18 protein-coding genes are annotated in these 24,911 nt (G+C 66.1%); 3 read left to right on the top strand and 15 right to left on the bottom strand.

Annotated elements, in window-relative coordinates; all coding sequences use genetic code 11:
• Positions 1-16 precede the first annotated feature (16 nt).
• The 13 genes from L8F96_RS00770 to L8F96_RS00830 all read right to left on the bottom strand — a co-directional run bounded on the left by L8F96_RS00770 (position 17) and on the right by L8F96_RS00830 (position 16,717).
• Complete coding sequence (locus L8F96_RS00770; RefSeq protein WP_334654568.1) at positions 17-1,732, bottom strand: glycogen debranching protein; 1,716 nt, start codon at positions 1,730-1,732, stop codon at positions 17-19.
• Positions 1,733-1,757: 25 nt separating this feature from the next.
• A complete protein-coding gene (locus tag L8F96_RS00775) occupies positions 1,758-3,377 on the bottom strand; it encodes an alpha-D-glucose phosphate-specific phosphoglucomutase (protein WP_046410264.1) in 1,620 nt (539 codons plus the stop codon).
• Positions 3,374-4,807, bottom strand: a complete 1,434-nt coding sequence (gene glgA, locus L8F96_RS00780; protein ID WP_334654570.1) for a glycogen synthase GlgA — start codon at positions 4,805-4,807, stop codon at positions 3,374-3,376. Before glgA ends, L8F96_RS00775 begins: the two co-directional genes overlap by 4 nt.
• A gap of 10 nt (positions 4,808-4,817) precedes the next feature.
• Positions 4,818-6,074, bottom strand: coding sequence for a glucose-1-phosphate adenylyltransferase (gene glgC, locus L8F96_RS00785; RefSeq protein ID WP_082103072.1), 1,257 nt, complete (start codon positions 6,072-6,074; stop codon positions 4,818-4,820).
• Between the two features lie 145 nt (positions 6,075-6,219).
• Positions 6,220-8,373, bottom strand: coding sequence for a 1,4-alpha-glucan branching protein GlgB (gene glgB / locus L8F96_RS00790; RefSeq protein WP_334654572.1), 2,154 nt, complete (start codon positions 8,371-8,373; stop codon positions 6,220-6,222).
• A complete protein-coding gene (locus tag L8F96_RS00795) occupies positions 8,370-10,799 on the bottom strand; it encodes a glycogen/starch/alpha-glucan phosphorylase (protein ID WP_334654573.1) in 2,430 nt (809 codons plus the stop codon). Before L8F96_RS00795 ends, glgB begins: the two co-directional genes overlap by 4 nt.
• Positions 10,800-10,866: 67 nt before the next feature.
• The gene (locus tag L8F96_RS00800; RefSeq protein WP_046410255.1) at positions 10,867-11,220 is read right to left on the bottom strand and encodes a HesB/IscA family protein; all 354 of its coding nucleotides are present in this window, start codon (positions 11,218-11,220) and stop codon (positions 10,867-10,869) included.
• Positions 11,220-11,690: an SUF system Fe-S cluster assembly protein gene (locus L8F96_RS00805; RefSeq protein WP_125944517.1), complete on the bottom strand. Its 471-nt coding sequence runs from the start codon at positions 11,688-11,690 to the stop codon at positions 11,220-11,222. The genes L8F96_RS00800 and L8F96_RS00805 overlap by 1 nt, the downstream gene beginning before the upstream one ends.
• The gene (locus L8F96_RS00810) at positions 11,687-12,910 is read right to left on the bottom strand and encodes a cysteine desulfurase (protein ID WP_334654576.1); all 1,224 of its coding nucleotides are present in this window, start codon (positions 12,908-12,910) and stop codon (positions 11,687-11,689) included. Before L8F96_RS00810 ends, L8F96_RS00805 begins: the two co-directional genes overlap by 4 nt.
• A complete protein-coding gene (locus tag L8F96_RS00815; protein WP_334654578.1) occupies positions 12,907-13,986 on the bottom strand; it encodes a SufD family Fe-S cluster assembly protein in 1,080 nt (359 codons plus the stop codon). The genes L8F96_RS00810 and L8F96_RS00815 overlap by 4 nt, the downstream gene beginning before the upstream one ends.
• On the bottom strand, positions 13,983-14,726 hold the full coding sequence (gene sufC, locus L8F96_RS00820) for a Fe-S cluster assembly ATPase SufC (protein WP_334654580.1): 744 nt from the start codon (positions 14,724-14,726) through the stop codon (positions 13,983-13,985). The genes L8F96_RS00815 and sufC overlap by 4 nt, the downstream gene beginning before the upstream one ends.
• Before the next feature lie 64 nt (positions 14,727-14,790).
• Complete coding sequence (gene sufB / locus L8F96_RS00825) at positions 14,791-16,254, bottom strand: Fe-S cluster assembly protein SufB (RefSeq protein ID WP_046410245.1); 1,464 nt, start codon at positions 16,252-16,254, stop codon at positions 14,791-14,793.
• A 1-nt stretch (position 16,255) separates the two neighbouring features.
• Positions 16,256-16,717: an SUF system Fe-S cluster assembly regulator gene (locus L8F96_RS00830; protein WP_136451677.1), complete on the bottom strand. Its 462-nt coding sequence runs from the start codon at positions 16,715-16,717 to the stop codon at positions 16,256-16,258.
• A 155-nt stretch (positions 16,718-16,872) separates the two neighbouring features.
• Here L8F96_RS00830 and L8F96_RS00835 point away from each other — a divergent pair, with 155 nt between their 5' ends.
• Genes L8F96_RS00835 through L8F96_RS00845 form a run of 3 tightly spaced genes read left to right on the top strand, consistent with a single transcriptional unit; the run spans position 16,873 to position 21,473 of the window.
• A complete protein-coding gene (locus tag L8F96_RS00835; protein WP_417158918.1) occupies positions 16,873-17,889 on the top strand; it encodes a quinone-dependent dihydroorotate dehydrogenase in 1,017 nt (338 codons plus the stop codon).
• A gap of 32 nt (positions 17,890-17,921) precedes the next feature.
• Entirely contained in the window at positions 17,922-19,646 is a 1,725-nt protein-coding gene (locus L8F96_RS00840) for a gamma-glutamyltransferase family protein (protein ID WP_417158919.1), read from the top strand.
• Between the two features lie 39 nt (positions 19,647-19,685).
• Positions 19,686-21,473 (top strand): AMP-dependent synthetase/ligase, encoded by a 1,788-nt coding sequence (locus tag L8F96_RS00845; protein ID WP_334654582.1) that lies wholly within the window; start codon positions 19,686-19,688, stop codon positions 21,471-21,473.
• Positions 21,474-21,563: 90 nt separating this feature from the next.
• Here the strand turns inward: L8F96_RS00845 and L8F96_RS00850 are convergent, their stop codons facing one another.
• On the bottom strand, positions 21,564-22,592 hold the full coding sequence (locus tag L8F96_RS00850; RefSeq protein ID WP_334654583.1) for an aspartate-semialdehyde dehydrogenase: 1,029 nt from the start codon (positions 22,590-22,592) through the stop codon (positions 21,564-21,566).
• A gap of 67 nt (positions 22,593-22,659) precedes the next feature.
• On the bottom strand, positions 22,660-24,888 hold the full coding sequence (locus L8F96_RS00855) for a S9 family peptidase (protein ID WP_046410237.1): 2,229 nt from the start codon (positions 24,886-24,888) through the stop codon (positions 22,660-22,662).
• Positions 24,889-24,911 lie beyond the last annotated feature (23 nt).

Below are 24,911 nucleotides of genomic sequence, written 5' to 3' on the forward strand. Positions count from 1 at the left end.
TCAGGCCCGCCGGCGCTCAGCCGGTGTAATGAACGGCGCGGGCATCACGGTCGATCCGGATGCCCGCCCCTTCCGGCAGCGTCATCACGAACCCTGCCGCATCGTCCCAGTCCGCCGGCGCCATCGCCCCGCCATCCAGTCGCTGCCAGTGCAGGTCATGCCGGATTGCGGGATCGGCCAGTTCGGGGTGCTCGGCACGCCATTCGGATAGCTGCGCGACATAGTCCTCCAGCTCGCCGTCTCGCGCCGACCAGTCGAGCCAGACGATGTGATTATCCTGCGCATAGGCGTTGTTGTTACCGCCCTGCGTCCGCCCGAATTCGTCGCCCGCGGTCAGCATGATCGTCCCGCGCGCGGCAAACAGCGTGGCGAGCAGCGCCTTCGCATCCCGCCGCCGGGCCTCGTCGCTTCCCGCATCCCAGCTCACCTCGTCGCGGTGACCGTCCTGATTATCCTCGCCATTGGCGTCGTTGCGCCGTTCGATGAAACTCACGGCGTCTCGCAGCGTGAAGCCGTCATGCGCGGCGACAAAATTGATGCTGCGCGTGGCATGGTGGCCAAAGATATCGGTTGATCCGGCAAGCCGCGTGGCGAGCGCGCCGGCACCACCATCACCGCGCCAGAACCGCCGCGCATCGTCGCGAAAGCGGTCGTTCCACTCCAGCCACCGCTCGGGAAACTGGCCCAGCTGGTATCCGCCAGGCCCGACATCCCAGGGCTCGGCGATCATGATACGATCGGCCAGCAGCGGATCGTCGGCGATCGCGGCAAAGATCGGCGCGTGGGGGTCAAACCCCGGCGACCTAGCCATCACGGGCGCCAGGTCGAAGCGAAATCCGTCGACCCCGGCGCCGGCCACGAAATGGCGCAGCGTGTCAAGCGTCAGGTCGCGCACCGGCGGGTACCCAAAATCGAGCGTGTTGCCGGTACCGGCATCGTTGATCAGCGTGCCATCGGGCGCACGCGCGTAACAACGATCGTCCAGCCCGCGCAGCGACAGGGTCGCCCCCTCAACGTCGCTTTCCCCGGTGTGATTGAACACGAGGTCCAGGATCGTCCCGATCCCATTGGCGCGCAGAACCGCGACCGTGCGGCGCAGCTCCGCCATCCCGCCGGGGCATAGCCGCGGGTCAAGCGCCATCGGCACGACCGGATTATACCCCCAGGCGTTGCTCAGCGCGAGCGGCGGCAGATGCCGTTCGTCAATCCACGCGACGATCGGCATCAGCTCGACTGCCCCGACGCGCAGCTTGCGCAGATGCGCCAGCACCGCCGGATGCGTCAGCGCCCCCACCGTGCCGCGCTGCCCCGCCGGCACGTCCGGATGACGCATGGTGAAGGCGCGGACGTTGATCTCGTAGATCAGCTGCCCGGGACGGAAGACCGGCGGCGCGGGCGCCAGCGGCGGCAGCACCGCCGCGACGATCGCCTTGGGCACGAGCGCCGCCGTATCGACGCCCCGCTCGCCAAGCCGGGGATCATGGACGAACGGTCGGTCAAGCTCGGTCGCGCGCGGGTCGACCAGCAGCTTGGCCGCATCGAACGGCGGCGCCCCGTCGGCACGATAGCCGTAGCGGGTGCCAACCGGCACGGGCAGGTCGAGCACCCATGTCTCCCCGTCCCGCTCCATCGGGTAGCGGGTTTCCGCACCCGCCGCGTCGAACAGGCACAGCCACACGGCCCCGGCGGCCGGCGATCGCACGCGGAAACAGTGCGGCGTCTTCTCCGGCATGGCTTGGCTCACCCGCGCCGCCGGGTCAGGTAATCACATCGGGCCGCGCGCGGCCGGTGTGCCGGGTAATGCCGGCAATCTCATCCGCCGCACGCGCGATATCGGCCAGCATCTCGCCGGTATCCTGATCCAGCCGCCCGCCGACCGGCTCATAGCGTTCCAGATACACGCGGAGCGTGGCGCCGCTGGTTCCGGTCCCCGACAGGCGGAAGACAACGCGGCTGCCGCCCTCGAACAGGACGCGCAGCCCCTGCTGGCGGCTGATCGATCCATCGGTCGGGTCCTCATAGGCGAACTCGTCCGCCGCTTCGATCCGCAGGCCGGCGATCTCCTGCCCCGGCAGGTCCGAGAGGCGGGCACGCAGTCCGTCCACCAGTGCCTCGGCTGCCGCGCTGTCGACGCCTTCATAATCATGCCGCGCGTAATAAGTCCGGCCGAACCGCGCCCAATGCTCCTCGGCGATCTGCTTCACCGACTTGCCGGTGGCCGCCAGGATATTCAGCCACAGCAAAACCGCCCACAGCCCATCCTTCTCGCGCACGTGATCGGACCCGGTGCCGGCGCTTTCCTCACCGCAGATCGTCACCATGCCGGCATCCAGCAGGTTGCCGAAGAACTTCCACCCCGTTGGGGTTTCAAAGAGCGGGATGTTCAGCGCGGCGGCAACGCGATCGGCGGCCGCACTGGTCGGCATGGATCGCGCGATCCCCCTCAGCCCCTCCGCATAGGCCGGGGCAAGGTGCGCATTGGCCGCCAGCATGGCGAGGCTGTCCGACGGCGTGATGAAGATGTCGCGGCCAATGATGAGATTGCGATCACCATCACCATCGGAAGCGGCGCCGAAATCGGGCGCATCTGCACTCATCATCAGATCATATAATGTGCGCGCATGGACCAGATTGGGGTCTGGATGATGGCCGCCGAAATCCTCGAGCGGCGTGCCGTTGCGCACGGTGCCCTGTTCGAACCCCAGTCGGCGCTCCAGGATCTCGGTCGCATAAGGCCCAGTCACCGCGCTCATTGCGTCGAAGGCCATGGTCAGGCCAGCACCGCGGATTGCGGTGAAATCGAACAATGACTGCATCAGGTCGGCATAAGCCGCGACGGGATCGACCACCTCGACCGTCATGCCGGCAATCTCGGTCTCTCCGATCGCGTCGATGTCGACCGCCTCCGCGTCGGCAATGCGGTAGCTGTCGATCGCCCGGGTGCGTTCCAGGATCGCGTCGGTCACCTTCTCGGGCGCAGGACCGCCATTGGCGACATTGTACTTGATCCCGAAATCCTCGTTCGGCCCGCCCGGATTGTGGCTCGCCGACAGGATCAGCCCTCCGATCGCCTCACGGCTGCGGATCAGGTGAGACGCGGCCGGCGTCGACAGGATACCGCCCCGCCCCACGATGACGCGGCCAAAACCGTTCGCCGCCGCCATGCGGATCGCCTTGTCGATCACCTCGCGGTTCAGGTAACGGCCGTCGCCCCCGATGATCAGCGTCGCGCCCTCGCGCCCCTCGACCACCTCGAACACCGACTGGATGAAATTCTCGGCATAATGCGGCTGCTGGAATACCTTCACCTTCTTGCGCAGTCCGGATGTGCCGGGCTTCTGGTCGCCATAAGGGGTGGTGGAAACCGTCTCGATCATGCGCTCACTAGGCTCCGGTAAAGCGCCGCATAGGCCGCGCCGCTGGTCTTCCACGAAAAATCGGCGGCCATGCCGCGCTGCTGCATCCGCCGCCACCGCGCCGGCTGGCCGTAGAGGCTGACCGCCTTGCGCAAGGCGTAGGTCAGCCCTTCATGCGTGACGTCGTCGAACTGTATGCCGGTCGCCACCCCGGCGCCGAGCGCGGCCGGATTGGCATCGATCACCGTATCGGCCAGCCCGCCGACCCGCGCCACGATCGGAACGCAGCCATAGGCGAGGCCATATAATTGCGTCAGCCCGCAAGGCTCGAAGCGCGACGGGATGATGATCGCGTCGGCGCCGCCCTGCAGCAGGTGCGACAGAGCTTCGTCATAGCCAATCCGCACGCCGATCCGCCCCGGGTGGCGTGCCGCGGCGCGAAGGAACGCCTGCTCCAGCCCCTCGTCCCCCGACCCAAGCAAGGCCAGCCGCCCGCCCATATCGACCAGCGAGTCGAGCGCACCGGCCAGCACGTCCATGCCCTTCTGCCACGTCAGCCGGGTCACGACTGTGAACAGCGGCCCCTCCGCCTCGTCCAGCCCGAACTGCTGCTCGATCGCCCGCTTGTTCTGCACGCGCCGCGCGAGATCAGCCTCGTCGTAACGCGCGCACAGCGCCGCATCGCTGCGCGGGTTCCACACCGCGGGATCGATACCGTTGACGATCCCGGTCAGCTCGGCGGACCGGCCGGCGATCAGCCCCTCCAGCCCCATGCCGAATTCGGGCCGCAGGATCTCGCGGGCATAAGTCGGGCTGACGGTCGTGATCGCCGTCGCCGCCGCCAGTCCGCCCTTCAGGAAGCCGACCCCGCCATAATATTCGACCCCGTCGATCGACCACGCCTCGGGCGGCAGCCCCAGGCGCGGGAACACCTCCGCCCCGAACTGCCCCTGAAACGCGATGTTGTGGACGGTCAGCACCGATTTCACCGCCGCCTGGGCATATCGCAGATACACTGGGGCCATCCCGCCCTGCCAGTCATGCGCATGCAGCAGATCGAAGCGCAGCCCCCGAACCCCGCCGGTGGCGACCTGCGCCGCCGCCTGCCCGAACGCGGCAAAGCGCTGCCAATTGTCCGGCCAGTCCCCGCCAGCGGCAGCGGCATACAGCCCGCCCTTCCGCGCAAACAGGCCGGGCGCCTCCAGGACCAGCAGGGGATGGCCCGCAATCTCCCCGCGCAGCAACCGCGCCTCGCCTCCGCCCATCAGGTCGCGCCAGCGGTGCACCGCTCTTCCCCCCGCCGCCTTCATCACGGCGGGATAGCCCGGCAGCAACGTGGTAACCTGCACGCCATGTTCGCTCAGCGCCGCCGGCAGCGCGCCGACGACGTCGGCGAGCCCCCCGGTCTTGACCAGCGGATACGCCTCCGAAGCAACCGACAATATTTTCACGCAGCGTCGCTCACAGTCGGTCAATCATCGGCTTCGTGATCAGGCAGACGCCATTGTCGGTGCGGCGAAACCGCTTGGCGTCCAGCACCGGATCATCGCCGACGACCAGTCCGTCGGGGATCTCGACGCCGCGATCGATCACCACCTTGCGCAGCCGCGCGCCCCGGCCGATCTTCACGAACGGCAGCACCACCGCCTCATCGAGCATCGCGAAACTGTGCGTCCGCGTCCCCGTCGACAGCAGCGATCGGTAGATCGAGGAACCCGAAACGATGCAATCTCCCGACACGAGGCTCGCGACCGCCGAACCGCGCCGGCCATCGACGTCATGCACGAACTTGGCCGGCGGCGTCAGTTCCGAATAGGTCGAAATCGGCCAGGTCCGGTCATAAAGGTCGAGCGCGGGCACCACATCGGTAAGGTCGATGTTCGCTTCCCAGTACGCGTCCACCGTCCCCACATCGCGCCAATAGGCCGATGCCTCGTTGGATGACCGGACGCAGGAATCGGTGAACTGATGCGCCACCGCCTTGCCGTTCTTGACCAGCCAGGGGACGATGTCGCGCCCGAAATCGCGCTTCGAATCCGGCGTCGCGGCATCCCGGCGTAGCTGGTCGATCAGCAGCGCGGTCCGAAAGACATAAATGCCCATCGACGCCAGCGCGACGTCCGGCTTGCCCGGCATCGCCGGCGGATCGGCGGGCTTCTCAATGAAGTCGAGGATCCGGCCGCTCTCGTCGACATGCATCACGCCAAAGCCGACCGCCTCCATCCGCGGCACTTCGAGACAGGCGACCGTGACGTCCGCGCCTGAATCGCAATGCTGCTGCAGCATCAGCTCGTAATCCATCTTGTAGATGTGATCACCCGCCAGGATCACCATATATTCGGGATCGTAGCTCTCGATGATGTCGATGTTCTGGAACACGGCATCGGCCGTGCCTTCATACCATTGGAACTCGCTGATGCGTTGCGAGGCGGGCAGGATGTCGAAGCTCTCGTTGCGCTCGGGCCGCAGGAAGTTCCAGCCCCGCTGCAGGTGACGGATCAGCGAATGCGCCTTGTACTGGGTCGCGACGCCGATCCGCCGAATGCCCGAATTGATCGCGTTCGACAGCGCGAAATCGATGATCCGGCTCTTGCCCCCGAAATAGACCGCCGGCTTGGCCCGCGTATCGGTCATTTCGTGCAGGCGGCTGCCGCGCCCCCCGGCAAGCACATAGGCCATCGCGTCTCGGGCCAGCGGCTGTCCTCTTCTGTGGTCCATCGTGCCTTCCTTGCCCCACGCGGCGGGGTACGTTTCGGGAGGGCCTGTCTCCCTCAGTCATGATGCCAGGGGAACAGGCCCTCCCCTGGTCTCTCGAAGGCCGGGGAAAGACGCCCCCGCACTGCCTCCACCCGAGAGCAAAACGCTATCCTTCAAACTCGAGCATGATCGTCGCCAGCGGCGGCAGCGTGACCATTGCCGCGCCGTCGCGCACCTCTACTCCGCCCATGTTGCCGAGGCCCGATCCCCAGTAGAAACTGGAATCGGAATTCAGGATCTCGCGCCAGCGGCCGTCATGCGGCAGTGGGATACGATAGGGCGCACGCGCGACCGGCGTCATGTTGCAGATCACCGCAATTGGCGCCGCGCCCGGTGCCTTGCGCAGCCAGACGAACACCGAATTGGCCGCGTCGTCGCCGACCAGCCACTCGAACCCTTCCGGCTCGCAGTCCCGCGCATGAAGTGCGGGCTTCTCGCGATAGACCCGGTTCAGGTCGCGGATCAGCTTGCGCACACCCTCGTGCGCGGTCGAATGCAGCAGGTCCCAGTCCAGCGCCCGCGCCTCGCTCCACTCGCGCCGCTGGGCGAACTCCTGCCCCATGAACAGCAGCTTCTTGCCGGGATATCCCCACATCAGCGCATACATGGCGCGCAGGTTGGCGAACTGCTGCCAGTCGTCGCCGCTCATCTTCGCCAGCAGCGAACCCTTGCCGTGCACCACCTCGTCGTGGCTGAGCGCCAGGACGTAATTCTCGCTGAACGCGTAAACCAGGCCGAAGGTGATATCGTGATGATGGTGCTGCCGGTGGATCGGCTCGCGCGCCATGTACTTCAGCGTGTCGTGCATGAAGCCCATGTTCCACTTGAAGCCGAACCCCAACCCCCCGTCATGCGCGGGGTGAGTCACGCCCGGCCAGGCGGTCGATTCCTCCGCCACCGTGAAGATGCCCGGATGCGCGCCATAGACCGCGCGGTTCATCGACTGGAGGAACGACGCCGCTTCCCAATTCTCCCGGCCCCCTTCGGCATTGGGGATCCACTCGCCCGGCTGCCGGCTGTAATCGCGGTACAGCATGGACGCGACGGCATCGACGCGCAGCCCGTCGACGTGAAACCGCTCGGCCCAGAACAGCGCATTGTTGACGAGGAAGGCCGACACCTCGCGCCGGCCGAAATTGTAGATCGCCGTGTTCCAGTCGGGATGGAACCCCAGACGCGGATCCTCATGCTCGTACAGCGCGGTCCCGTCGAAATGGATCAGGCCGAATGCGTCCATCGGAAAATGCGCCGGCACCCAGTCCAGCAGCACGCCCAGCCCCGCGCGATGGGCGCCATCGACGAACCGGGCAAACCCCTCGACATCCCCGAACCGCGCCGACGGCGCATACAGGCCCGTCGTCTGATATCCCCATGACGGATCATAAGGATGTTCGGAAATCGGCATGAACTCGATGTGGGTGAACCCCATGTCGACGACATAGGGGATCAGCCGGTCGGCCAGCGCGTCCCAGGTCAGGAACCAGCCATTCTCGTCCCGGTCCCACGACCCGGCATGCACCTCGTAGATGCTGATCGGCACACGGCGCGGATCGACGCGCGCCCAATGCGCGACATGGTCCGCGTCGCCCCATTCATGGGCCAGCGGGGCCGCGGTGATCGATGCGGTACCGGGGCGCAATTCGGTGCGAAAGGCGTAGGGGTCTGCCTTCAGCGGCTGCAACTGCCCATCCGGGCCGACGATCTCGAACTTGTAATGCCGCCCCTCGGCAATGTCGGGGATGAAGATCTCCCACACGCCGACGTCCGCGCGCCGCCGCATGACATGGCGCTTGCCGTCCCAGTCGTTGAAGTCGCCGACCACGGAGACACGCTGCGCATTGGGCGCCCAGACGGCGAAATGCACGCCCGATGCACCTTCATGCTCAATCAGATGCGCGCCCATCTTGTCGTGCAGGCGGAAATGCGTCCCCTGCGCGATCAGCAAATCGTCGACGGGACCCAGCACGGGGCCAAAGGTATAAGGGTCGGTCACCCACCATTCGGCGCCCCCGCCCTGCGCATGATAGCGCAGTGGCTGCGGCTCGCCGGCGATCACGCCCTCGAACAGCCCGCGCTCATCGACACGAACCAGCGCGCCGAGCGCCGTCCCCGACAGCGTCTGCGCCTCGACCCGCTCGGCCCCTGGGATCAGCGCGCGGGCAAACGTCCCGGTCGGGCCGGCATAGACGCCCAGCAGCGAGAAAGGGTCATCGTGGCGCCCAGCGAGCAAGGCGGCGATCGCGCTGGGCGGCGGCTTCACATCACGTTCCAGATGTCGCGCGCATATTCGCCGATCGTCCGATCGGACGAAAACCAGCCGACATTCGCCACGTTGCGGATCGCCGACGCCTGCCATCCGCCGCGGTCGATCCAGCGGGCATCCACCGCGCGCTGCGCCGCCGCATAGGCATCGAAATCGGCCGTCACCATGAACCAGTCATGGTCGTAGAGGCCGCTCATCAGGTCGCGGTATCGGCCAGGATCGTCGGGCGAGAACACGCCGGAGGCGATCGCGTTGATCGCCTGCGACAGCTCCCGGCTGTTCTCGATGATAGACCGCGGTGAATAGCCCGCGCGTCGCGTTTCGGCGACCTCGTCGGCCGTCAGGCCGAAGATGACGATATTGTCGTCGCCCACCCGGTCCTTGATCTCGATATTGGCGCCGTCCAGCGTGCCGATCGTGATCGCGCCGTTGAGCGCGAATTTCATGTTCCCCGTCCCCGACGCTTCCATCCCGGCGGTGGAGATCTGTTCGGACAGGTCGGCGGCGGGAATGATCCGCTCCGCCAGGCTGACATTGTAATTGGGGATGAAGCCGACCTTCAGCAACCCGCCCACGGCGGGATCGCTGTTGATCCGCTTGGCGACGTCATTGGCCAGTTTGATGATCAGCTTGGCGTTGTGATAGCTCGACGCCGCCTTGCCGCCGAACAACTTCACCCGCGGCACCCAGTCGCGCTCCGGATGGCTGCGGATCTGGTCGTACAGCGCCACCGTCTCGATGATGTTCAGCAACTGCCGCTTATATTCGTGGATCCGTTTGACCTGGACGTCGAACAGCGCATCGGGGTCAACCCGCAGCCCCTGATCTTCCCTGAGATAATTCGACAGATCCACCTTGTTGGAACGCTTCACTTCACCAAAACGCTCCCGAAACGAGGCGTCGTTCGCAAAAGATTCTAATAACTTGAGTTGCTCGGCATCGTCGCAGAACGCCGGTCCGATCGCATCGCGGATCAGGGACGTCAGGCGCGGGTTGCACTCCATCAGCCAGCGGCGCGGCGTGATGCCGTTGGTCTTGTTGTTGATCCGGTCCGGGTACAGGCGGTGCAGGTCGGCGAACACGGTCTGCTTCATCAGCACGGTGTGCAGCGCGGCGACGCCATTGACGCTGTGGCTGCCGACAAAGGCGAGGTTGGCCATCCGGATGCGCCGCTCGCCATTCTCGTCGATAAGGCTGATCGCGGCGATCGCCCCGCCGTCAGCCGCCCCGCTTCGCGCCGCCTCGCGCAGCACCTGCGCATTGATCGCATAGACGATCTGCATGTGCCGCGGCAGCAGCCGCTCGAACAGCGGCAGGGGCCAGCTTTCCAGCGCCTCGGGCAGCAGGGTGTGGTTGGTGTAGCCGAACGTCCGCCGGGCGATATCCCACGCCTCGTCAAAATCGAGTTCGTGATGGTCGAGCAACAAGCGCATCAGTTCGGCGACCGAGATCGCCGGGTGCGTGTCGTTGAGCTGGATCGCCGCCTTCTCCGGCAGCAGGCGAATGTCCCCGAAAGATTGCATGTGCCGGCGGACGACGTCCTGGATCGAGGCGGAGGAGAAGAAATACTCCTGCCGCAGCCGCAATTCCTGGCCGGCGGCACTGGCGTCCGACGGGTAGAGGACCCGCACCAGCGCCTCTGCCCGCACCTGCCCGGCAAGCGCCCCGGCATGATCGCCGGCGTTGAACGCGTCCAGCCGGATGGGATCGAAGGCGCGCGCGCTCCACAGCCGCAGCGTGTTCACCCTCTTGCCGCGCCAGCCGACCACCGGCGTATCGAAGGCGACCGCCTCCACCGCTTCCGCCGGGTTCCAGTCGACACGCCCGGCGGCATTGCTGGTTACCTCGCCGCCGAAGCCGATGAAATAGGCGCTCTCGCGCCGCTCGAACTCCCAGGGATTGCCATGGGTCAGCCAGGTTTCGGGAAGCTCGACCTGCCAGCCATCGTCGATGCGCTGGCGGAACATGCCGTTCACATATCGGATGCCATAGCCATAAGCGGACAGCTCCAGCGTCGCCATGCTCTCCATGAAGCACGCCGCCAGCCGTCCCAGCCCGCCGTTCCCCAGCGCAGCGTCCGGCTCGATCTCCTCGATCTCGGCCAGGTCGACGCCCAGCGACGCCAGCGCCGCCTTCACCTCGGCATTGCGGCCAAGGTTGGACAGCGCGTCGCGCAGCAGCCGCCCGATCAGGAACTCAAGGCTAAGGTAATGGACCCGCTTGGCGCCGCTCGCGTGCGCCGCGCGGGTCGATTCCATCCATTTGTCGATGATCTCGTCGCGCAGCGTCAGGATGGTGGCGTCCAGCCAGTCGTGCTTGCGCGCGGCGCGCTCATCCTTGCCGATGCGATGGATCAGCGTGTCGACGATCCGGTTCGCCAGCGGCGAACGGTCAACGGCGGGCGAAGCTGCGGCGTCGGTCATCAACCACGAAGCTTAGCGCCGGCGCGCGTAGAGTCACGCGCCATGCTGCAGTGCAGCTTGTCTCACATCAGACGGTGAAGCTCTCGCCGCACCCGCAGGCGCCCTTCGCATTGGGGTTGTTGAACACGAAGCCCGCGGTGAAATCGTCCTCGACCCAGTCCATCGTCGACCCGATGAGGTACAGGATCGATCCGCCATCGACATACAGCGTGCCGCCGGGCGTCTCGATCTTCTCGTCGAACGGCTTGGCTTCGGTCACATAATCAACCGAATAGGCCAGGCCCGAACAGCCGCGCCGCGGCGTCGACAGCTTCACGCCGATCGCTCCCTCCGGCGCCTTGGCCATCAGCGATGCGACCCGCGCCTTTGCCGTGTCGGTCAGGATCAACGCCGCGGGGCGCTCACGAACAGCAGTCGCCATCACAACATCCCCAGTTCGAGCCGCGCCTCGTCGGACATCTTGGCCGGGTCCCACGGCGGATCCCAGACGAGGTTCACGTCGACGATCGACACGCCCGGCACCGATCCGACGCGCAGCTCCACCTCGGCCGGCATCGATTCGGCGACCGGGCAATGCGGCGTCGTCAGCGTCATGGTGACCACGGCATGCCCGCCATCGGTCACCTCGACATTGTAGATGAGGCCCAGCTCATAGATGTTCACCGGGATCTCGGGATCGTAGATTTCCTTCAGCGCATCGATGATCGCCTCATACAATGCGCCGCCCGGTTCATGTCCCGCGTCACCCTGCGGCTTTTGCGCAAGGAACCCGTCGAGATAGTCGCGCTGGCGACCACCCGTCTCCACCGGCGTTTCCACCGCATCCTCGACGCGCGCGCGGGGCGGCTTCGTCTCGGCTTCCACTTCCTCGATCCGGATCGGCTCGCTCATCCGAAAATCCTCGTTACTCTTTCTATGCCCCTGGCCAGCGCCTCGACGTCGGCCGGGCCGTTATAGACACCGAAGCTCGCCCGGGCGGTCGCCTCGACGCCCAGCGTCTCCATCAGCGGCTGCGCACAATGATGGCCGGCGCGGATCGCGACCTTCGCCTCGTCCAAGATGGTGCCGATGTCATGCGGATGCACCCCCTCGATCGCGAAGGAGACGATCCCGGCGCTATCCTCCGGCCCGAACAGCCGCACCGAATTGATCGCCGACAGCGCCTCGCGCGTCTGGCGCACCAAAGCGGTCTCATGCGCATGGATGCGGTCAAGCCCGATGCCCTCGACATAGTCGATCGCGGCATGAAGCCCCAGCACACCCACGATATGCGGCGTCCCGGCCTCGAACCGCGTCGGCGGCGGGGCATAGGTCGTCTTCGCGAAGGTCACGCGGTCGATCATCGACCCGCCCCCCTGATAAGGCGGCATCGCGTCGAGCAGTTCCGCCCGGCCCCACAACACGCCAAGCCCGGTCGGCCCGTACAGCTTGTGCGCGGAGAAGACGTAGAAGTCGCAATCGAGCTCAACGACGTCGACCGGCAGCCGCGGCACCGCCTGGCACCCGTCGATCAGGATCTTCGCGCCCACACCATGCGCCAGCGCCGCCGCACGCTTGGCGTCGAGCACCGATCCCAGCACGTTCGACACATGGCCCAGCGCGACCAGCTTGTGCGCCGGCGTCAGCATCGCCGCCATCGCGTCGAGGTCGATGCGATGGTCCGCGGTCAGCGGCACGACGTCGATCGCCGCACCGACCCGCTCGGCCACCATCTGCCACGGCACGATGTTGGAATGATGCTCCAGCGCCGACAGCAGGATGCGATCGCCCGCCTTCAACTGTGTCCCGGCCCAGCATTGCGCGACGAGGTTGATCGCCTCCGTCGCGCCGCGAACGAACACCACTTCCTCTTCCGCGCCGCCGATGAAGGCCGCCACGCGCCGCCGCGCCGCCTCATAGGCCAGCGTCATGTCCGCCGACCGCTGGTACACGCCGCGGTGAACCGTCGCATAGGTCGTGTCATAGCCGCGCGTGATCGCATCAATCACCGGCCGCGGCTTCTGCGCCGTCGCGGCCGTATCGAGATACGCCCAGCCCGCGGGGACCGCCGGAAAGTCGGCCAGCACGTCGAGCGGACGGGCAGCGTCGAGGATGGTGTCCGCCCGGGTCACTGAAGCGCCGCCTCGAGCCACGCATCGGCATCCGCCTCGAACGCCGCGCGCACCGTCTCGTCGCCGATCCGCTCCAGCGCATCGGCCACGAACGCCCGCGTCAGGATCGCCTCCGCACGCGCCCGCGGAATGCCGCGGCTCTGCATGTAGAACAGCGCGCGCGCATCGAGTTCGCCCACCGTGGCACCATGCGCGCACTTCACATCGTCGGCAAAGATCTCCAGCTCGGGCTTCAGGTTTACCGTTGCGGTACGATCGAGCAGCAGGCCGCGCAGGCTCTGCTCGCCGTCGGTCTTCTGCGCATGACGCGCCACTTCGACCGCCGCCGCCAGGCTGACCTGCGAGCGATCCGCCGCCACGGCGCGCCACACCTGGCGCGAGGAGCCGTTCGGGTGCGCATGGTTCACACGCACGGCACATTCCTGCTTCTGGTCAGCAGACGTCAGCAGCGCGCCGCCATATTCGGCGAAGGCGCCGTCGCCCGCCATGGTCAGCTGCGCGTCGATCCGGCTGCCCTGCCCGCCAGCGCCGAGAAACACGGTGACGAGGCTCGCCGCCTCACCAACCTCCGCCGCCTCGCGCAGCGACACAAACCCGGCGGGCTGGAGCAACCGCACCGAGCGCATCAGCCGCGCACCCTTGCCCAGCCGCGTGCGGGTAAAGCGGTTCTGCCAGCCGGCACCGACGAACGTCTCCACCACCTCGGCCGCGGCATCGTCGGCAAGGATGATCTCCGCCGGCACATGGTTCTGCCGCCCGGTGGCGACATGAACGATCTGCACCGGATCGGCAGCCGCCTGCGCATCAAGGTGGAGCGACCAACCGGTGCCGCCAGCGCGGCGGCCGAGCGGGTGATCGTCCGCACCAAGCGCGCCGATCGTCACGTGATGAAGGTCGCTGCGCCCCTCATCGAGCACACCGTCGACGAACAGCAGCTTCGCGCCGGGAAGGTCGAGGAAGTCGGCCGCGGGCGCCGCGATCGGCGCCATCGCCGCTGCCGCCGCCAGCCCGCCGAGATCGGCCCAGCGCCAGGCCTCCTCTCGCGCCGAGGGCAGATCAAGCACGGCGTCACTCACGCCGCGACCTCCGCATAGCCCTCACGCTCGAGCTGGTGCGCAAGCTCCGCGCCGCCCGAGCGGGTGATGCGGCCATCGGCGAGGACATGGACGAAGTCCGGCTTCACGTAATCCAGCAGGCGCTGATAGTGGGTGATGAGCAGCACGGCTTTTTCGGGCTTGCGCATGATGCGGTTGATGCCGTCGCCCACGATGCGCAGCGCGTCGATGTCGAGGCCGCTGTCGGTCTCGTCGAGGATCGCGAACTTGGGATCGATGATGCCCATCTGCACCATCTCGTTGCGCTTCTTCTCGCCGCCCGAGAAGCCGACGTTGACCGGGCGCTTCAGCATCTCCTGGTCGAGGCCGAGCGCATCGGCCTGCGCCCGCGCCAGCTTCAGGAACTCGCCGCCCGACAGCGGCTTCTCACCACGGACGGCGCGCTGCGCGTTCAGGCTCTCGCGCAGGAACTGGACGTTCGACACGCCCGGGATTTCGACCGGATATTGGAAGCCGAGGAACAGCCCCGCCGCGGCGCGCTCATGCGGCTCCAGCTCAAGCAGGTCGACGCCATCAAAGGTGACGGTGCCTTCGGTCACTTCATAGCCGGGACGCCCGCCGAGCACATAGCCGAGCGTCGACTTGCCGGCGCCGTTCGGCCCCATGATTGCGTGAATTTCACCCGCGTTCACGAAGAGGCTGAGGCCCTTGAGGATCAGCTTGCCGTCGATCTCGGCGTGGAGGTTTTCGATTCTAAGCATGGTCATTCCGAAATGGAGGCGGTCGGAGCGGCCGACCCGAAAAGGTAAGTGACGGAACAGTTGGTCATCCGACGGAGCCTTCTAGGCTGATCCCGAGCAGTTTTTGCGCTTCCACCGCAAACTCCATCGGCAACTGCTGCAGCACCTCGCGGGCGAAGCCGTTGACGATCAGCGCCACGGCCGCCTCGCTGTCGAGGCCGCGCGACATCGCATAGAACATCTGGTCTTCGCTGATCTTAGAGGTGGTTGCCTCATGCTCGATCTGCGCGCTCGGGTTGCGAACCTCGATATACGGGATCGTATGTGCCCCGCACTGGTCGCCCAGAAGCAGGCTGTCACACTGCGTGAAGTTGCGCACGCCCTCTGCCGTCGGCGCGACCCGCACCAGCCCGCGATAGGTGTTGTCCGACCGCCCGGCGCTGATGCCCTTCGACACGATGGTCGAGCGGGTGTTCTTGCCTAGGTGGATCATCTTGGTGCCGGTATCCGCCTGCTGGCGATTGTTGGTCACCGCGACGGAATAGAACTCGCCCACGCTGCCATCGCCCAGCAGCACGCAAGACGGGTATTTCCATGTCACCGAAGAGCCGGTCTCGACCTGCGTCCACGATACCTTGCTGTTCTTGCCCTGGCAGAGCGCGCGCTTGGTGACAAAATTGTAGATGCCGCCGACGCCGTTCTCGTCGCCCGGATACCAGTTCTGTACCGTCGAATATTTGATCTCGGCATCGTCGAGCGCGACCAGTTCCACCACCGCGGCGTGCAACTGGTTCTCGTCGCGCATCGGGGCAGTGCAGCCCTCGAGGTACGACACGTAGGCGCCCTTGTCGGCGACGATCAGCGTGCGCTCGAACTGGCCAGTATTCTCCGCATTGATGCGGAAATAGGTGCTGAGCTCCATCGGGCAGCGCACGCCCTCCGGGATGTAGACGAACGTCCCGTCCGAGAAGACCGCGCTGTTGAGCGTGGCGAAATAATTGTCGTGCTGCGGCACGACCTTGCCGAGCCACTTCTTCACCAGATCGGGATATTCCCGGATCGCCTCCGAAATCGACAGGAAGATGACGCCGGCAGCCTTCAGCTCCTCGCGGAACGTGGTGGCGACCGAGACGCTGTCGAACACGGCATCCACGGCGACCTTGCGCGCGCCCTCGACCCCGGCGAGCACTTCCTGCTCGGCGATCGGGATGCCCAGCTTCTCATAGGTACGGCGGATTTCCGGATCGAGCTCATCCAAAGACGCGATCGTCTTCTTCTGTTTCGGCTCCGCGTAATAATAAGCGTCCTGATAATCGATCGGCGGAATGTTGAGCTTCGCCCAGTCCGGCGATTCCATCGTCAGCCACTTGCGGAACGCCTTCAGCCGCCAGTCGAGCATCCATTCGGGCTCGCCCTTCTTCGCGGAAATGTAGCGAACGGTGTCTTCGTTCAGCCCCTTGGGCGCGAAGTCCTGCTCCACCTCGGTGGCGAAGCCCCATTCGTACTTCTTGGATACCGCGGCGAGCGCCTCGGCGTTCTTGGTGGCCATGTCAGGCGTCCACTTTCATATCGGTCATGGCGCGTCCCTCGCTGGGGACGAGCGGCGTGGTGGCGGCGAGTTGCGTCAGCGTGATGCCGGCAAGCGCGCCGCGCACCGCATTGTTCACGACCGCCCAGTGCGGCTTCACGCGGCAGCTGCCGTCCAGCGCGCAATCATGCTGCCCAGTGTCGACGCAGGTGGTGAGCGCGATCGGCCCCTCCACCGCCTCGATGACATCGGCAAGCGTGATCGCCGATGGCGGGCGCGACAGGCGGAAGCCCCCGCCGGTGCCGCGCGTGCTTTCAATCAGTCCAGCAGAGGAGAGCCGGCTGACCAGCTTCTGCGCCGTGGGGAGCGGCACGCCGGTCTCCTGCGCAAGACTCGTGGCGTTGACGCGCGCCAGCCCGCCGCAATGGCGTGCCGCGGCCGTCATCATGACGACGGCATAATCGGCAAGGCTGGACAGGCGCATATTGCGAGCGGTTCTCAAATCGGACTAAATCGTTCTGATTGCCAGATGGGCTTCCGTGACGCGGAAATCAACCAACGATTTTGCACCCGCGAAGAGCATTCACGCCCTTGATCTCGCGGGTGGTTCGGGGGCACCGCCCGGCCATGAGCTTTCCGATGCGCCCCGCCCTGTTCGCCCTCGACGCCGAACGCGCCCATCGCCTGACCATACGGTCTCTCGCGCTGTGGGGCCGGCTGGGCGCGCCCGGCGGCCGATCCGTATCCGATAACAGGCTGGCGACCCGCGTGGCGGGGCTGGATTTCGCCAACCCGCTCGGCCTCGCGGCCGGCGTGGACAAGGATGGCGAGGCGGTGACGGGGCTCCACGCGCTCGGCTTCGGCGCGGTCGAGGTCGGCACGCTCACCCCTCTGCCCCAGCCCGGCAACCCAAAGCCCCGCCTCTTCCGCCTGGTGGAGGATGAGGCCGTGATCAACCGAATGGGTTTCAACAACGGCGGGCTCGATGCCGCGCTGAAGCGCTTGCCGGCGCAGCGTGCTGGCGTGCTCGGCCTCAATGTCGGCGCCAACAAGGACGCTGCGGATCGCGTCGCCGATTATGTGGCCGGCGTCTCGGCCGCGGCGCGCGTTGCCGATTATGTCACGATCAACGTCAGTTCGCCCAACACCCCCGGGCTGCGCGATCTCCAGCATGGCAGCGCGCTGCGCGACCTCCTCGCCGCGACCCGCGCCGCCGCCGGCACTCTCCCCCTCTTCCTCAAGGTCGCGCCTGATCTCGACCATCCTGCAATCGACGACATTGCCGCCGCGGTCATCGACCACCGGCTCGATGCGCTCATCATCGGCAACACCACCATCTCGCGCCCCGCGCTGGCCTCGCCGAACGCCGGGCAAGCGGGCGGCCTCTCGGGTGCCCCACTGGCTGCGCTCGCGCGTCAGAAGCTCGCCGAGTTCCGCACCGCCACGGGCGGCGCCATCCCGCTCATCGCCGTCGGCGGCATCGGCAGCGGGGCCGAGGCCTATGCCCGTATTCGCGCCGGCGCGAGCCTCGTGCAGCTCTACAGCGCGATGGTCTATGCCGGTCCCGGCCTGCCGGTGCGGATCCTCAAAGACCTCGCCGCGCTGCTCGGGCGCGATGGCTATGGCTCGATAACCGAGGCTGTCGGCGCCGGTTGACGCCGCCGCCGCCGCCGATAGGGTCGCGCGCCATGAAGAAAATGCTGGCGCTTGCTGCGCTGATCGCTCCCGTTCCCGCGCTCGCTCAGGGAATGGTGACCTCCGCCGATCCCCGTGCGACCGAAGCCGGAAGGGAGATCCTGCGGGCCGGTGGCTCGGCCTCTGACGCTGCCCTCGCCATGATGCTCGCGCTGACCGTGGTTGAGCCGCAGTCGAGCGGTATCGGCGGCGGTGGCTTCCTGCTGCACCAATCGGCCAAAGGACAGCTGGAGACGATCGACGGGCGCGAAAAGGCGCCGATGGCGGCCACGCCCGATCGGTTCCTCGGCCCCGACGGCAAGCCGATCCCATTCGTTCAGGCATTCCCGGGCGGTAAGTCCGTGGGCGTGCCCGGCAACATTCGCCTGGCGGCGCTCGCCAGCAAGAAATGGGGCAAGCTGCCGTGGAAGGCGCTGTTTGCACCCGCGATCCGGCTCGCCGAGAACGGCTATACCGTGACCCGCCCGATGGCTGCCGCCAGCACCAATCTCACGCCGATGTGGAGTGGTGGCAGCACCGCTGTTGCCGGGCCGGAGGGTGGCACCTCCACCGGCGTCGCTGATTCAACCGGCCGCTTCCCGCAGATCGCCGCCATGTATTCGCTCAACGGCAAGCCGCTAGCGGAGGGCGAGACGATCAAGAATCCGACGCTCGCCAAGCTGCTGCGAAAAATCGCGGCGGAAGGCCCCGACGCCTTCTACACTGGCGAGAATGCCAAGGCGCTGCTGACCGCGGTGACCACCTCGAAGGTCGCGCCGGGCGACATGACCGCGGCCGATCTTACCGCCTACGAGGCGAAGGAACGCGCCCCAGTCTGCGGCACCTATCGCAGCTACAAGGTGTGCGGCATGGCCCCCCCCTCGTCGGGCGCCACCACGGTCCTTCAGATCCTGGGCATGCTGGAACGCTTCGATCTGGCGAAGCTGGGCAAGGATTCGCCCGAATCCTGGCACCTGATCGCTGAGGCGATGCAGCTCGCCTATGCCGATCGTGAGAAATACCTCGGCGACGCCGACTTCGTCGACGTGCCGGTCGCTGGCCTGATCGACAAAGGCTATATCGCACAGCGTTCCGGGTTGATCTCGCCGGCGCGCGCGCTCGGCCGCTACGAGCCGGGCACGCCGCCGGGTGCCCAGCCGCGCACCCCGGGCAGCCAGCCCAACGAACATGGCACGACCCATTTCATCGCCGTCGACGGCGAGGGCGATGTCGCGACGATGACCTCGACGATCGAAATGCCTTTTGGCAGTCAGCTGATGGCGAACGGCTTCGTTCTGAACAACGAGCTTACCGACTTCAGTCTCGCTCCCGAAAAGGACGGCGCACCCGTCGCCAACCGCGTGGAACCCGGCAAGCGGCCGCTGTCGTCCATGTCGCCGACGATCGTCTATGACCAGAGCGGCGCGCCCGTGTTCACCGTCGGCGCCGCCGGCGGCAAGACGATCATCATGCAGGTCGCCAAGGCGATCATCGCGCATTTCGATTGGAAACTCCCGGCGCGCGATGCGCTGGGTCTGGGCCTCGTTTTCTTCAACAACGACGGCATCGTGCTCGAACAGGGCACCATTCTCGCGCCGATGAAGCCGGCGCTGGAGGCTAAGGGCCACAAGGTGTCGGTCGCCCGCCTGGGCCTGAAAGCCAATGCCGCGGAAAGGACGCCGTCCGGCTGGGTCGGCGCGGCGGATCCGCGCGGGGTTGGCAATGCGCTTAGCGAATAGCTAGCGGGGGCGTAAGGAACGGCGAGGAAGAGGATCCCAATGCGCCAGCTTGAGCATTTCCCCAATCTCGTCACGATGTTCTTCACGCGCGCTGCCGAGCTAGGCGACGCCCCCTTTCTCTGGGCAAAGCACAGCGGCAGCTGGCAGGCGATCTCGTGGAGGCAGGCCGCCGAACAGGTCGCCAGCCTCGCGACCGCACTCAAGTCGCTCGGCTTGAAACCGGGTGAGCGCGTGATGCTGGTCAGTGAGAACCGGCCGGAATGGTGCATTAGCGATCTCGGCATCATGGCCGCCGGCTGCATCACCGTCCCCACCTACACCACCAACACCGAACGCGATCATGCCCATGTGATCGAGAATTCCGGCGCACGCGCCGTGATCGTGTCGAACCAGAAGCTCGCAGACACCCTGTTAAAGGCGGTGCTGCGCACCACCCATGTCGAAACCGTCATCGCGCTGGACCACCTGCGGCCGCGCCCGCTGGGCGTCCGCAGTTGCCACTGGGCCGACCTGATCGAGGAGCATCGCGCCGATCCCGACATCGTCGCAGCGCAGGCGAACTTCACCCGCGCCGACACCGCCTGCATCATCTACACCTCGGGCACCGGCGGCGCCCCGCGCGGCGTGATGCAGCATCACGGCGCGATCCTGCACAACATCGCCGGTTGCGCTGATGTCATCTCGGAGGATCTCGGCTGGGGCGACGAGGTGTTCCTGTCGTTCCTGCCGCTCAGCCACGCCTATGAGCATACCGGCGGGCAGATGCTGCCGATCGCGATGGGCGGCCAGATCTATTACGCCGAAAGCCTGGAGAAGCTTGCCGCCAACATGGAGGAGGTGAGCCCGACGATCATGTTCGTCGTGCCACGATTGTTCGAGGTGCTGCGCGCCCGGATCACCCGCGCCATCGAAAAGCAGGGCGGCATGTCGCAGCGGTTGCTGAACGCTGCGTTGGAGGTCGGCGCGCGGCGCGCCGCGGGCACCCTGCGGCTGCGCGATCGCCCGACCGCGCTGATCGTCGATCGCATCTTCAAGCCGCGCATTGCGGCCAAGTTCGGCGGCCGTATGAAGGCGATGGTCTCGGGCGGCGCGCCCCTGACGCCGGAGGTCGGCATCTTCTTCCAGTCGCTCGGCGTCACCTTCCTGCAAGGCTATGGCCAGACGGAGGCCGGCCCGGTCGTCTCCTGCAACAGGCCCAAGGTCGGCGTCACGGTCGACAGTGTCGGCCCACCCCTACCCCATACCGAAGTGCGCATCGCCGAGGACGGCGAGATCCTGGTCCGCGGCGAACTGGTGATGCACGGCTATTGGCGCAACCCGACTGAGACCGAGCGGGTGCTCCGGGACGGCTGGCTGCACACCGGCGACATCGGCGTCATCGACGAAGCGGGGCGCATCAAGATCACGGACCGCAAGAAGGACCTGATCATCAACGACAAGGGCGACAATATCGCCCCGCAGAAGGTCGAAGGGATGCTGACCCTTCAGCCGGAGATCATGCAGGCGATGATCGCGGGCGATCGCAAGCCGCACATGGTGGCGGTGATCGTGCCCGATCCGGAATGGATGCAGGAATTCTGCGCGACGACCAACACGCGTTGCAACCTGCCCTCGCTCTCCAAGGATCCGGACTTCCGCGCGCTCGTCGGCGCAGCGGTGGAGCGGACCAACAAGGAGCTCTCGGTCATCGAACGCGTGCGACGCTTCATCATCGCGGATGAGCCGTTCAGCATCGAGAACGAACAGCTGACGCCCAGCCTGAAGATCCGCCGCCACATCCTGCGACAGGTCTATGGCGAGCGGCTGGACGCCCTATACAAGGGCTGATCAAGCAAGAGCCGCTCCGCTGTCCGGCTGCCAGAGCAGCAGGGCCGCTGATTGGTCGCCCCGCCCCGTCGAGCGGGGCAACCAACCGGATCAGGCAGCCTTCTTCAGATGCCGCCGGCCGAGCAGCTCGGCGATCTGCACCGCGTTCAGCGCCGCGCCCTTGCGCAGGTTGTCGCTGACACACCACAGCGCCAGGCCATTTTCCACCGTGGAATCGTCGCGCACGCGACTGATATAGGTGGCATATTCACCCACGCATTCGATCGGGGTGACGTATCCACCGTCCTCACGCTTGTCGACGAGCATGACGCCCGGCGCCTCGCGCAGGATGCGCTGCGCGTCCTCGGCCGACAGCTCCTTCTCGAACTCGATGTTGATCGCTTCCGAATGGCCGACGAACACCGGCACGCGCACACAGGTGGCGGTCACCTTGATCTTCGGATCCATGATCTTCTTGGTCTCGACCACCATCTTCCACTCTTCCTTGGTGGAGCCATCCTCGAGGAAGCTGTCGATGTGCGGAATGACGTTGAAGGCGATCTGCTTGGTAAACTTCTTGGGCTCCGCCTGGTCCCCGACGAAGATGTTGCGGCTCTGCTCGAACAGTTCGTCCATGCCCTGCTTGCCCGCACCCGACACCGACTGGTAGGTCGCGACCACCACGCGCTTGATCGTCGCGGCATCGTGCAGCGGCTTCAGCGCGACGACCATCTGCGCGGTCGAGCAATTCGGGTTGGCGATGATGTTCTTCGCGCGATAGCCGTCGATTGCCTCGGGGTTCACCTCCGGCACGATCAGCGGCACGTCCGGATCCATCCGGTACAGCGACGAATTGTCGATCACCGTGCAGCCCGCCGCAGCGAACGTGGGGGCATAGACCTTGGTCGCCTCGCTGCCGATCGCGAACAGCGCCATGTCCCAGCCGGTGGGATCAAAATGCTCGATATTCTGCACCTTGAGCATCTTGCCGGTGTCGCCAAATTCGATCTGCTCGCCGACGGAGCGCGATGACGCCAGCAGCGCCACCTCATCCGCCGGAAACTCGCGGTCGGCGAGGATGTTGACCATCTCTCGTCCCACATTGCCAGTCGCCCCAGCAACAACCACCCGGTAACCCATTACAACCGTCCTTCATTCACGTCGGCGGGCGCCTTACGCCCGCGCGACACATTGTGCCAACGAAGCTTTACTTCACGCCACTTTTCTTCACGTGGCGATCGAGGAAGTCGAGCATCGTCGTCCAGGGATGGATCTCCCGCGCCGCGCCATGCGCCTTGCCAGGATACAGCATCATCTCGAACGGGCGGTTCGCCGCCTGCATCTTCGCCGCAAACGCCGTGGCGTTGTCGAGGAAGACATTGTCATCCGCCATGCCGTGCATCAGCAGCAACGGATCGCTGATCCGCGTCGCGTCAGGCAAGGCGCTAGCCGCGGTATAGGCCGCCGCATCGCGCGTCGGATCACCCATATAGCGCTCGGTATAATGCGTGTCATATAACGCCCAATCGGTGACCGGCGCACCGGAGATGCCCGCCGCGAACACGCCAGGGTGCTGCTCCATCATCTTCAGCGTCAGATAGCCGCCATAGGACCAACCATAGATGGCGATCTTCGCCGGATCGACAAACGGAAGCGTCTTCAGATAGGCCGCGCCGGCGAGCTGATCGTCCACCTCCACGCTGCCCATAGCGTGCCAGATCGCATCCTCGAACTTCTTGCCGCGGTTGTCGGAGCCGCGATTGTCGATCTGGAACACGATCCAGCCCTGCTGCACCAGGAACTGGCGCAGCGGCATATTGCCCGGCCAGTCGCGTGAGACATCCTGGCTGCCCGGTCCGCCGTAATGCATGAAGAAGACCGGATAGCGCTTCCCCTTTTGCAGCGCCGGGGTGATCATCTGCCAGTGCAGCGTCGTGCCGTCATCGGCCTTGATCTTGCCGAACTGCGTCGGACGATGCAGCGGCAGATACGGCGCATAGGGATGGTCCCCCGTCACCGCATTCTCGTTGATCCAGGCGATCCGCTTGCCGTTTGCGTCCGCCAGATACGTCTGGCGCGGCTGCGTGGGATTGGAGCGGCTGATGATGAAGCGCGTGCCGGTGCTGTCGGCCGTGGCGCCGCTCAGGGTCCAGCCCGGCTCGGTCAGCCGGATGATCGCACCCGGCGCAGTCATGTTCACCGAATACAAATGCCGTTCCAGCACGCCGTCGCGATTGCCGGTGAACACAAGGCGACCGGATGCCTCGTCCACAGCCACCAGCGCATCGACCACCCAGTCGCCGGAGGTCAGCTGAGTCCACTTGCCATCCTTCCAGCGGTACAGATGGCCGAAGCCGTCCCGTTCCGAGCGCCAGATGAGGCTGCCGTCCTTCAGCGGGCGGTAGGCATCGGACAGATTGACCCAGCTCTTCTCGCCCGACCGCTCGGTGAACATCAAGCGCGACTGGCCGGTCGCGGGATCGACCACCAGCATGTCCAGCGTCCTTTGGTCACGCGACTGGCGCTGGACCAGCAGCGCCGACCCGTCCGGCGTCCAGTCGACCCGCGCCAGGTAGATGTCGCGGTCCGGCCCCAGATCCACCTTCACCTGCCCCGAACCATCAGGCTTCATGATGAACAGATCCACCAGCACGTTTGGCGTGCCGGCCGCGGGATAACGCTGTTCGTAGATGCTGGTCCCCGTCGCGCCGATCGAGGCGCGGGTGAAGACGCGCACCGGTGCCTCGTCGAACCGCTCCACCGCGATCAGCCGGTCGTCGGGCGACCACCAATAGCCGGTGCGACGATGCATTTCCTCCTGCGCGACGAACTCCGCCTCACCGAAGTGAACCGTGCCGCCGCCCTCGGTGGTGATGGCGCGCGCAACGCCATTTGCGTCCCCGACCCACAGGTTCTGGTCACGCACGAAGCTGACGAAACCGCCCCGCGGCGACACGACCGGGTTCAGCGCCCCCTTGGATCCGTCCAGCTTGCGCACGTTGCCGTCCAGCGTCGCGACGAACAGCTCGCCATCCACCGGCACCAGGATCGACTTCCCGTCGGGCGCCCAGCCGTAATCGAGGATGCCGGTCTTGCCCGTCTTGGAGCGATCCCGCTCGCGCTGCATCTTCTCGGCCTCGGACAATTCCGCGCCGCTGCCGATCCGCTTCGAATCGACCAGCATCCGCCACTGGCCCGTGCGCGTATCCATCGCCCACAGGTCGAAGCGGTTTCGCTCATCCTCGCGGGGCCGCACCGACGTCAGCAGCGTGCCGTCGGGCGACAGGCGCAGCGCCTGCGGTTGCCCGCCACCCAGGTCGGGGCTGGCAAAGACCCGCTCCAACGTCAGCGGCGAGCCCTTCTTCACCGGCTGACCCACGGCGGTCGCCGCATACAATGCCAGTCCCACGCCAGCCGCCGCCATCCATATCCGCATTCATTCTTCCCGCTCGATTGTTC

The organism is Sphingomonas panaciterrae (assembly GCF_036890205.1).
Classification (GTDB): domain Bacteria; phylum Pseudomonadota; class Alphaproteobacteria; order Sphingomonadales; family Sphingomonadaceae; genus Sphingomonas; species Sphingomonas panaciterrae.

Coding starts and splice junctions, on each gene's coding strand:
- L8F96_RS00770 (WP_334654568.1), bottom strand. CDS start 1,732: ATGCCGGAGAAGACGCCGCACTGTTTCCGCGTGCGATCGCCGGCCGCC.
- L8F96_RS00775 (WP_046410264.1), bottom strand. CDS start 3,377: ATGATCGAGACGGTTTCCACCACCCCTTATGGCGACCAGAAGCCCGGC.
- glgC (WP_082103072.1), bottom strand. CDS start 6,074: ATGGACCACAGAAGAGGACAGCCGCTGGCCCGAGACGCGATGGCCTAT.
- L8F96_RS00795 (WP_334654573.1), bottom strand. CDS start 10,799: ATGACCGACGCCGCAGCTTCGCCCGCCGTTGACCGTTCGCCGCTGGCG.
- L8F96_RS00800 (WP_046410255.1), bottom strand. CDS start 11,220: ATGGCGACTGCTGTTCGTGAGCGCCCCGCGGCGTTGATCCTGACCGAC.
- L8F96_RS00805 (WP_125944517.1), bottom strand. CDS start 11,690: ATGAGCGAGCCGATCCGGATCGAGGAAGTGGAAGCCGAGACGAAGCCG.
- sufC (WP_334654580.1), bottom strand. CDS start 14,726: ATGCTTAGAATCGAAAACCTCCACGCCGAGATCGACGGCAAGCTGATC.
- sufB (WP_046410245.1), bottom strand. CDS start 16,254: ATGGCCACCAAGAACGCCGAGGCGCTCGCCGCGGTATCCAAGAAGTAC.
- L8F96_RS00830 (WP_136451677.1), bottom strand. CDS start 16,717: ATGCGCCTGTCCAGCCTTGCCGATTATGCCGTCGTCATGATGACGGCC.
- L8F96_RS00835 (WP_417158918.1), top strand. CDS start 16,873: ATGCGCCCCGCCCTGTTCGCCCTCGACGCCGAACGCGCCCATCGCCTG.
- L8F96_RS00840 (WP_417158919.1), top strand. CDS start 17,922: ATGAAGAAAATGCTGGCGCTTGCTGCGCTGATCGCTCCCGTTCCCGCG.
- L8F96_RS00845 (WP_334654582.1), top strand. CDS start 19,686: ATGCGCCAGCTTGAGCATTTCCCCAATCTCGTCACGATGTTCTTCACG.
- L8F96_RS00850 (WP_334654583.1), bottom strand. CDS start 22,592: ATGGGTTACCGGGTGGTTGTTGCTGGGGCGACTGGCAATGTGGGACGA.
- L8F96_RS00855 (WP_046410237.1), bottom strand. CDS start 24,888: ATGCGGATATGGATGGCGGCGGCTGGCGTGGGACTGGCATTGTATGCG.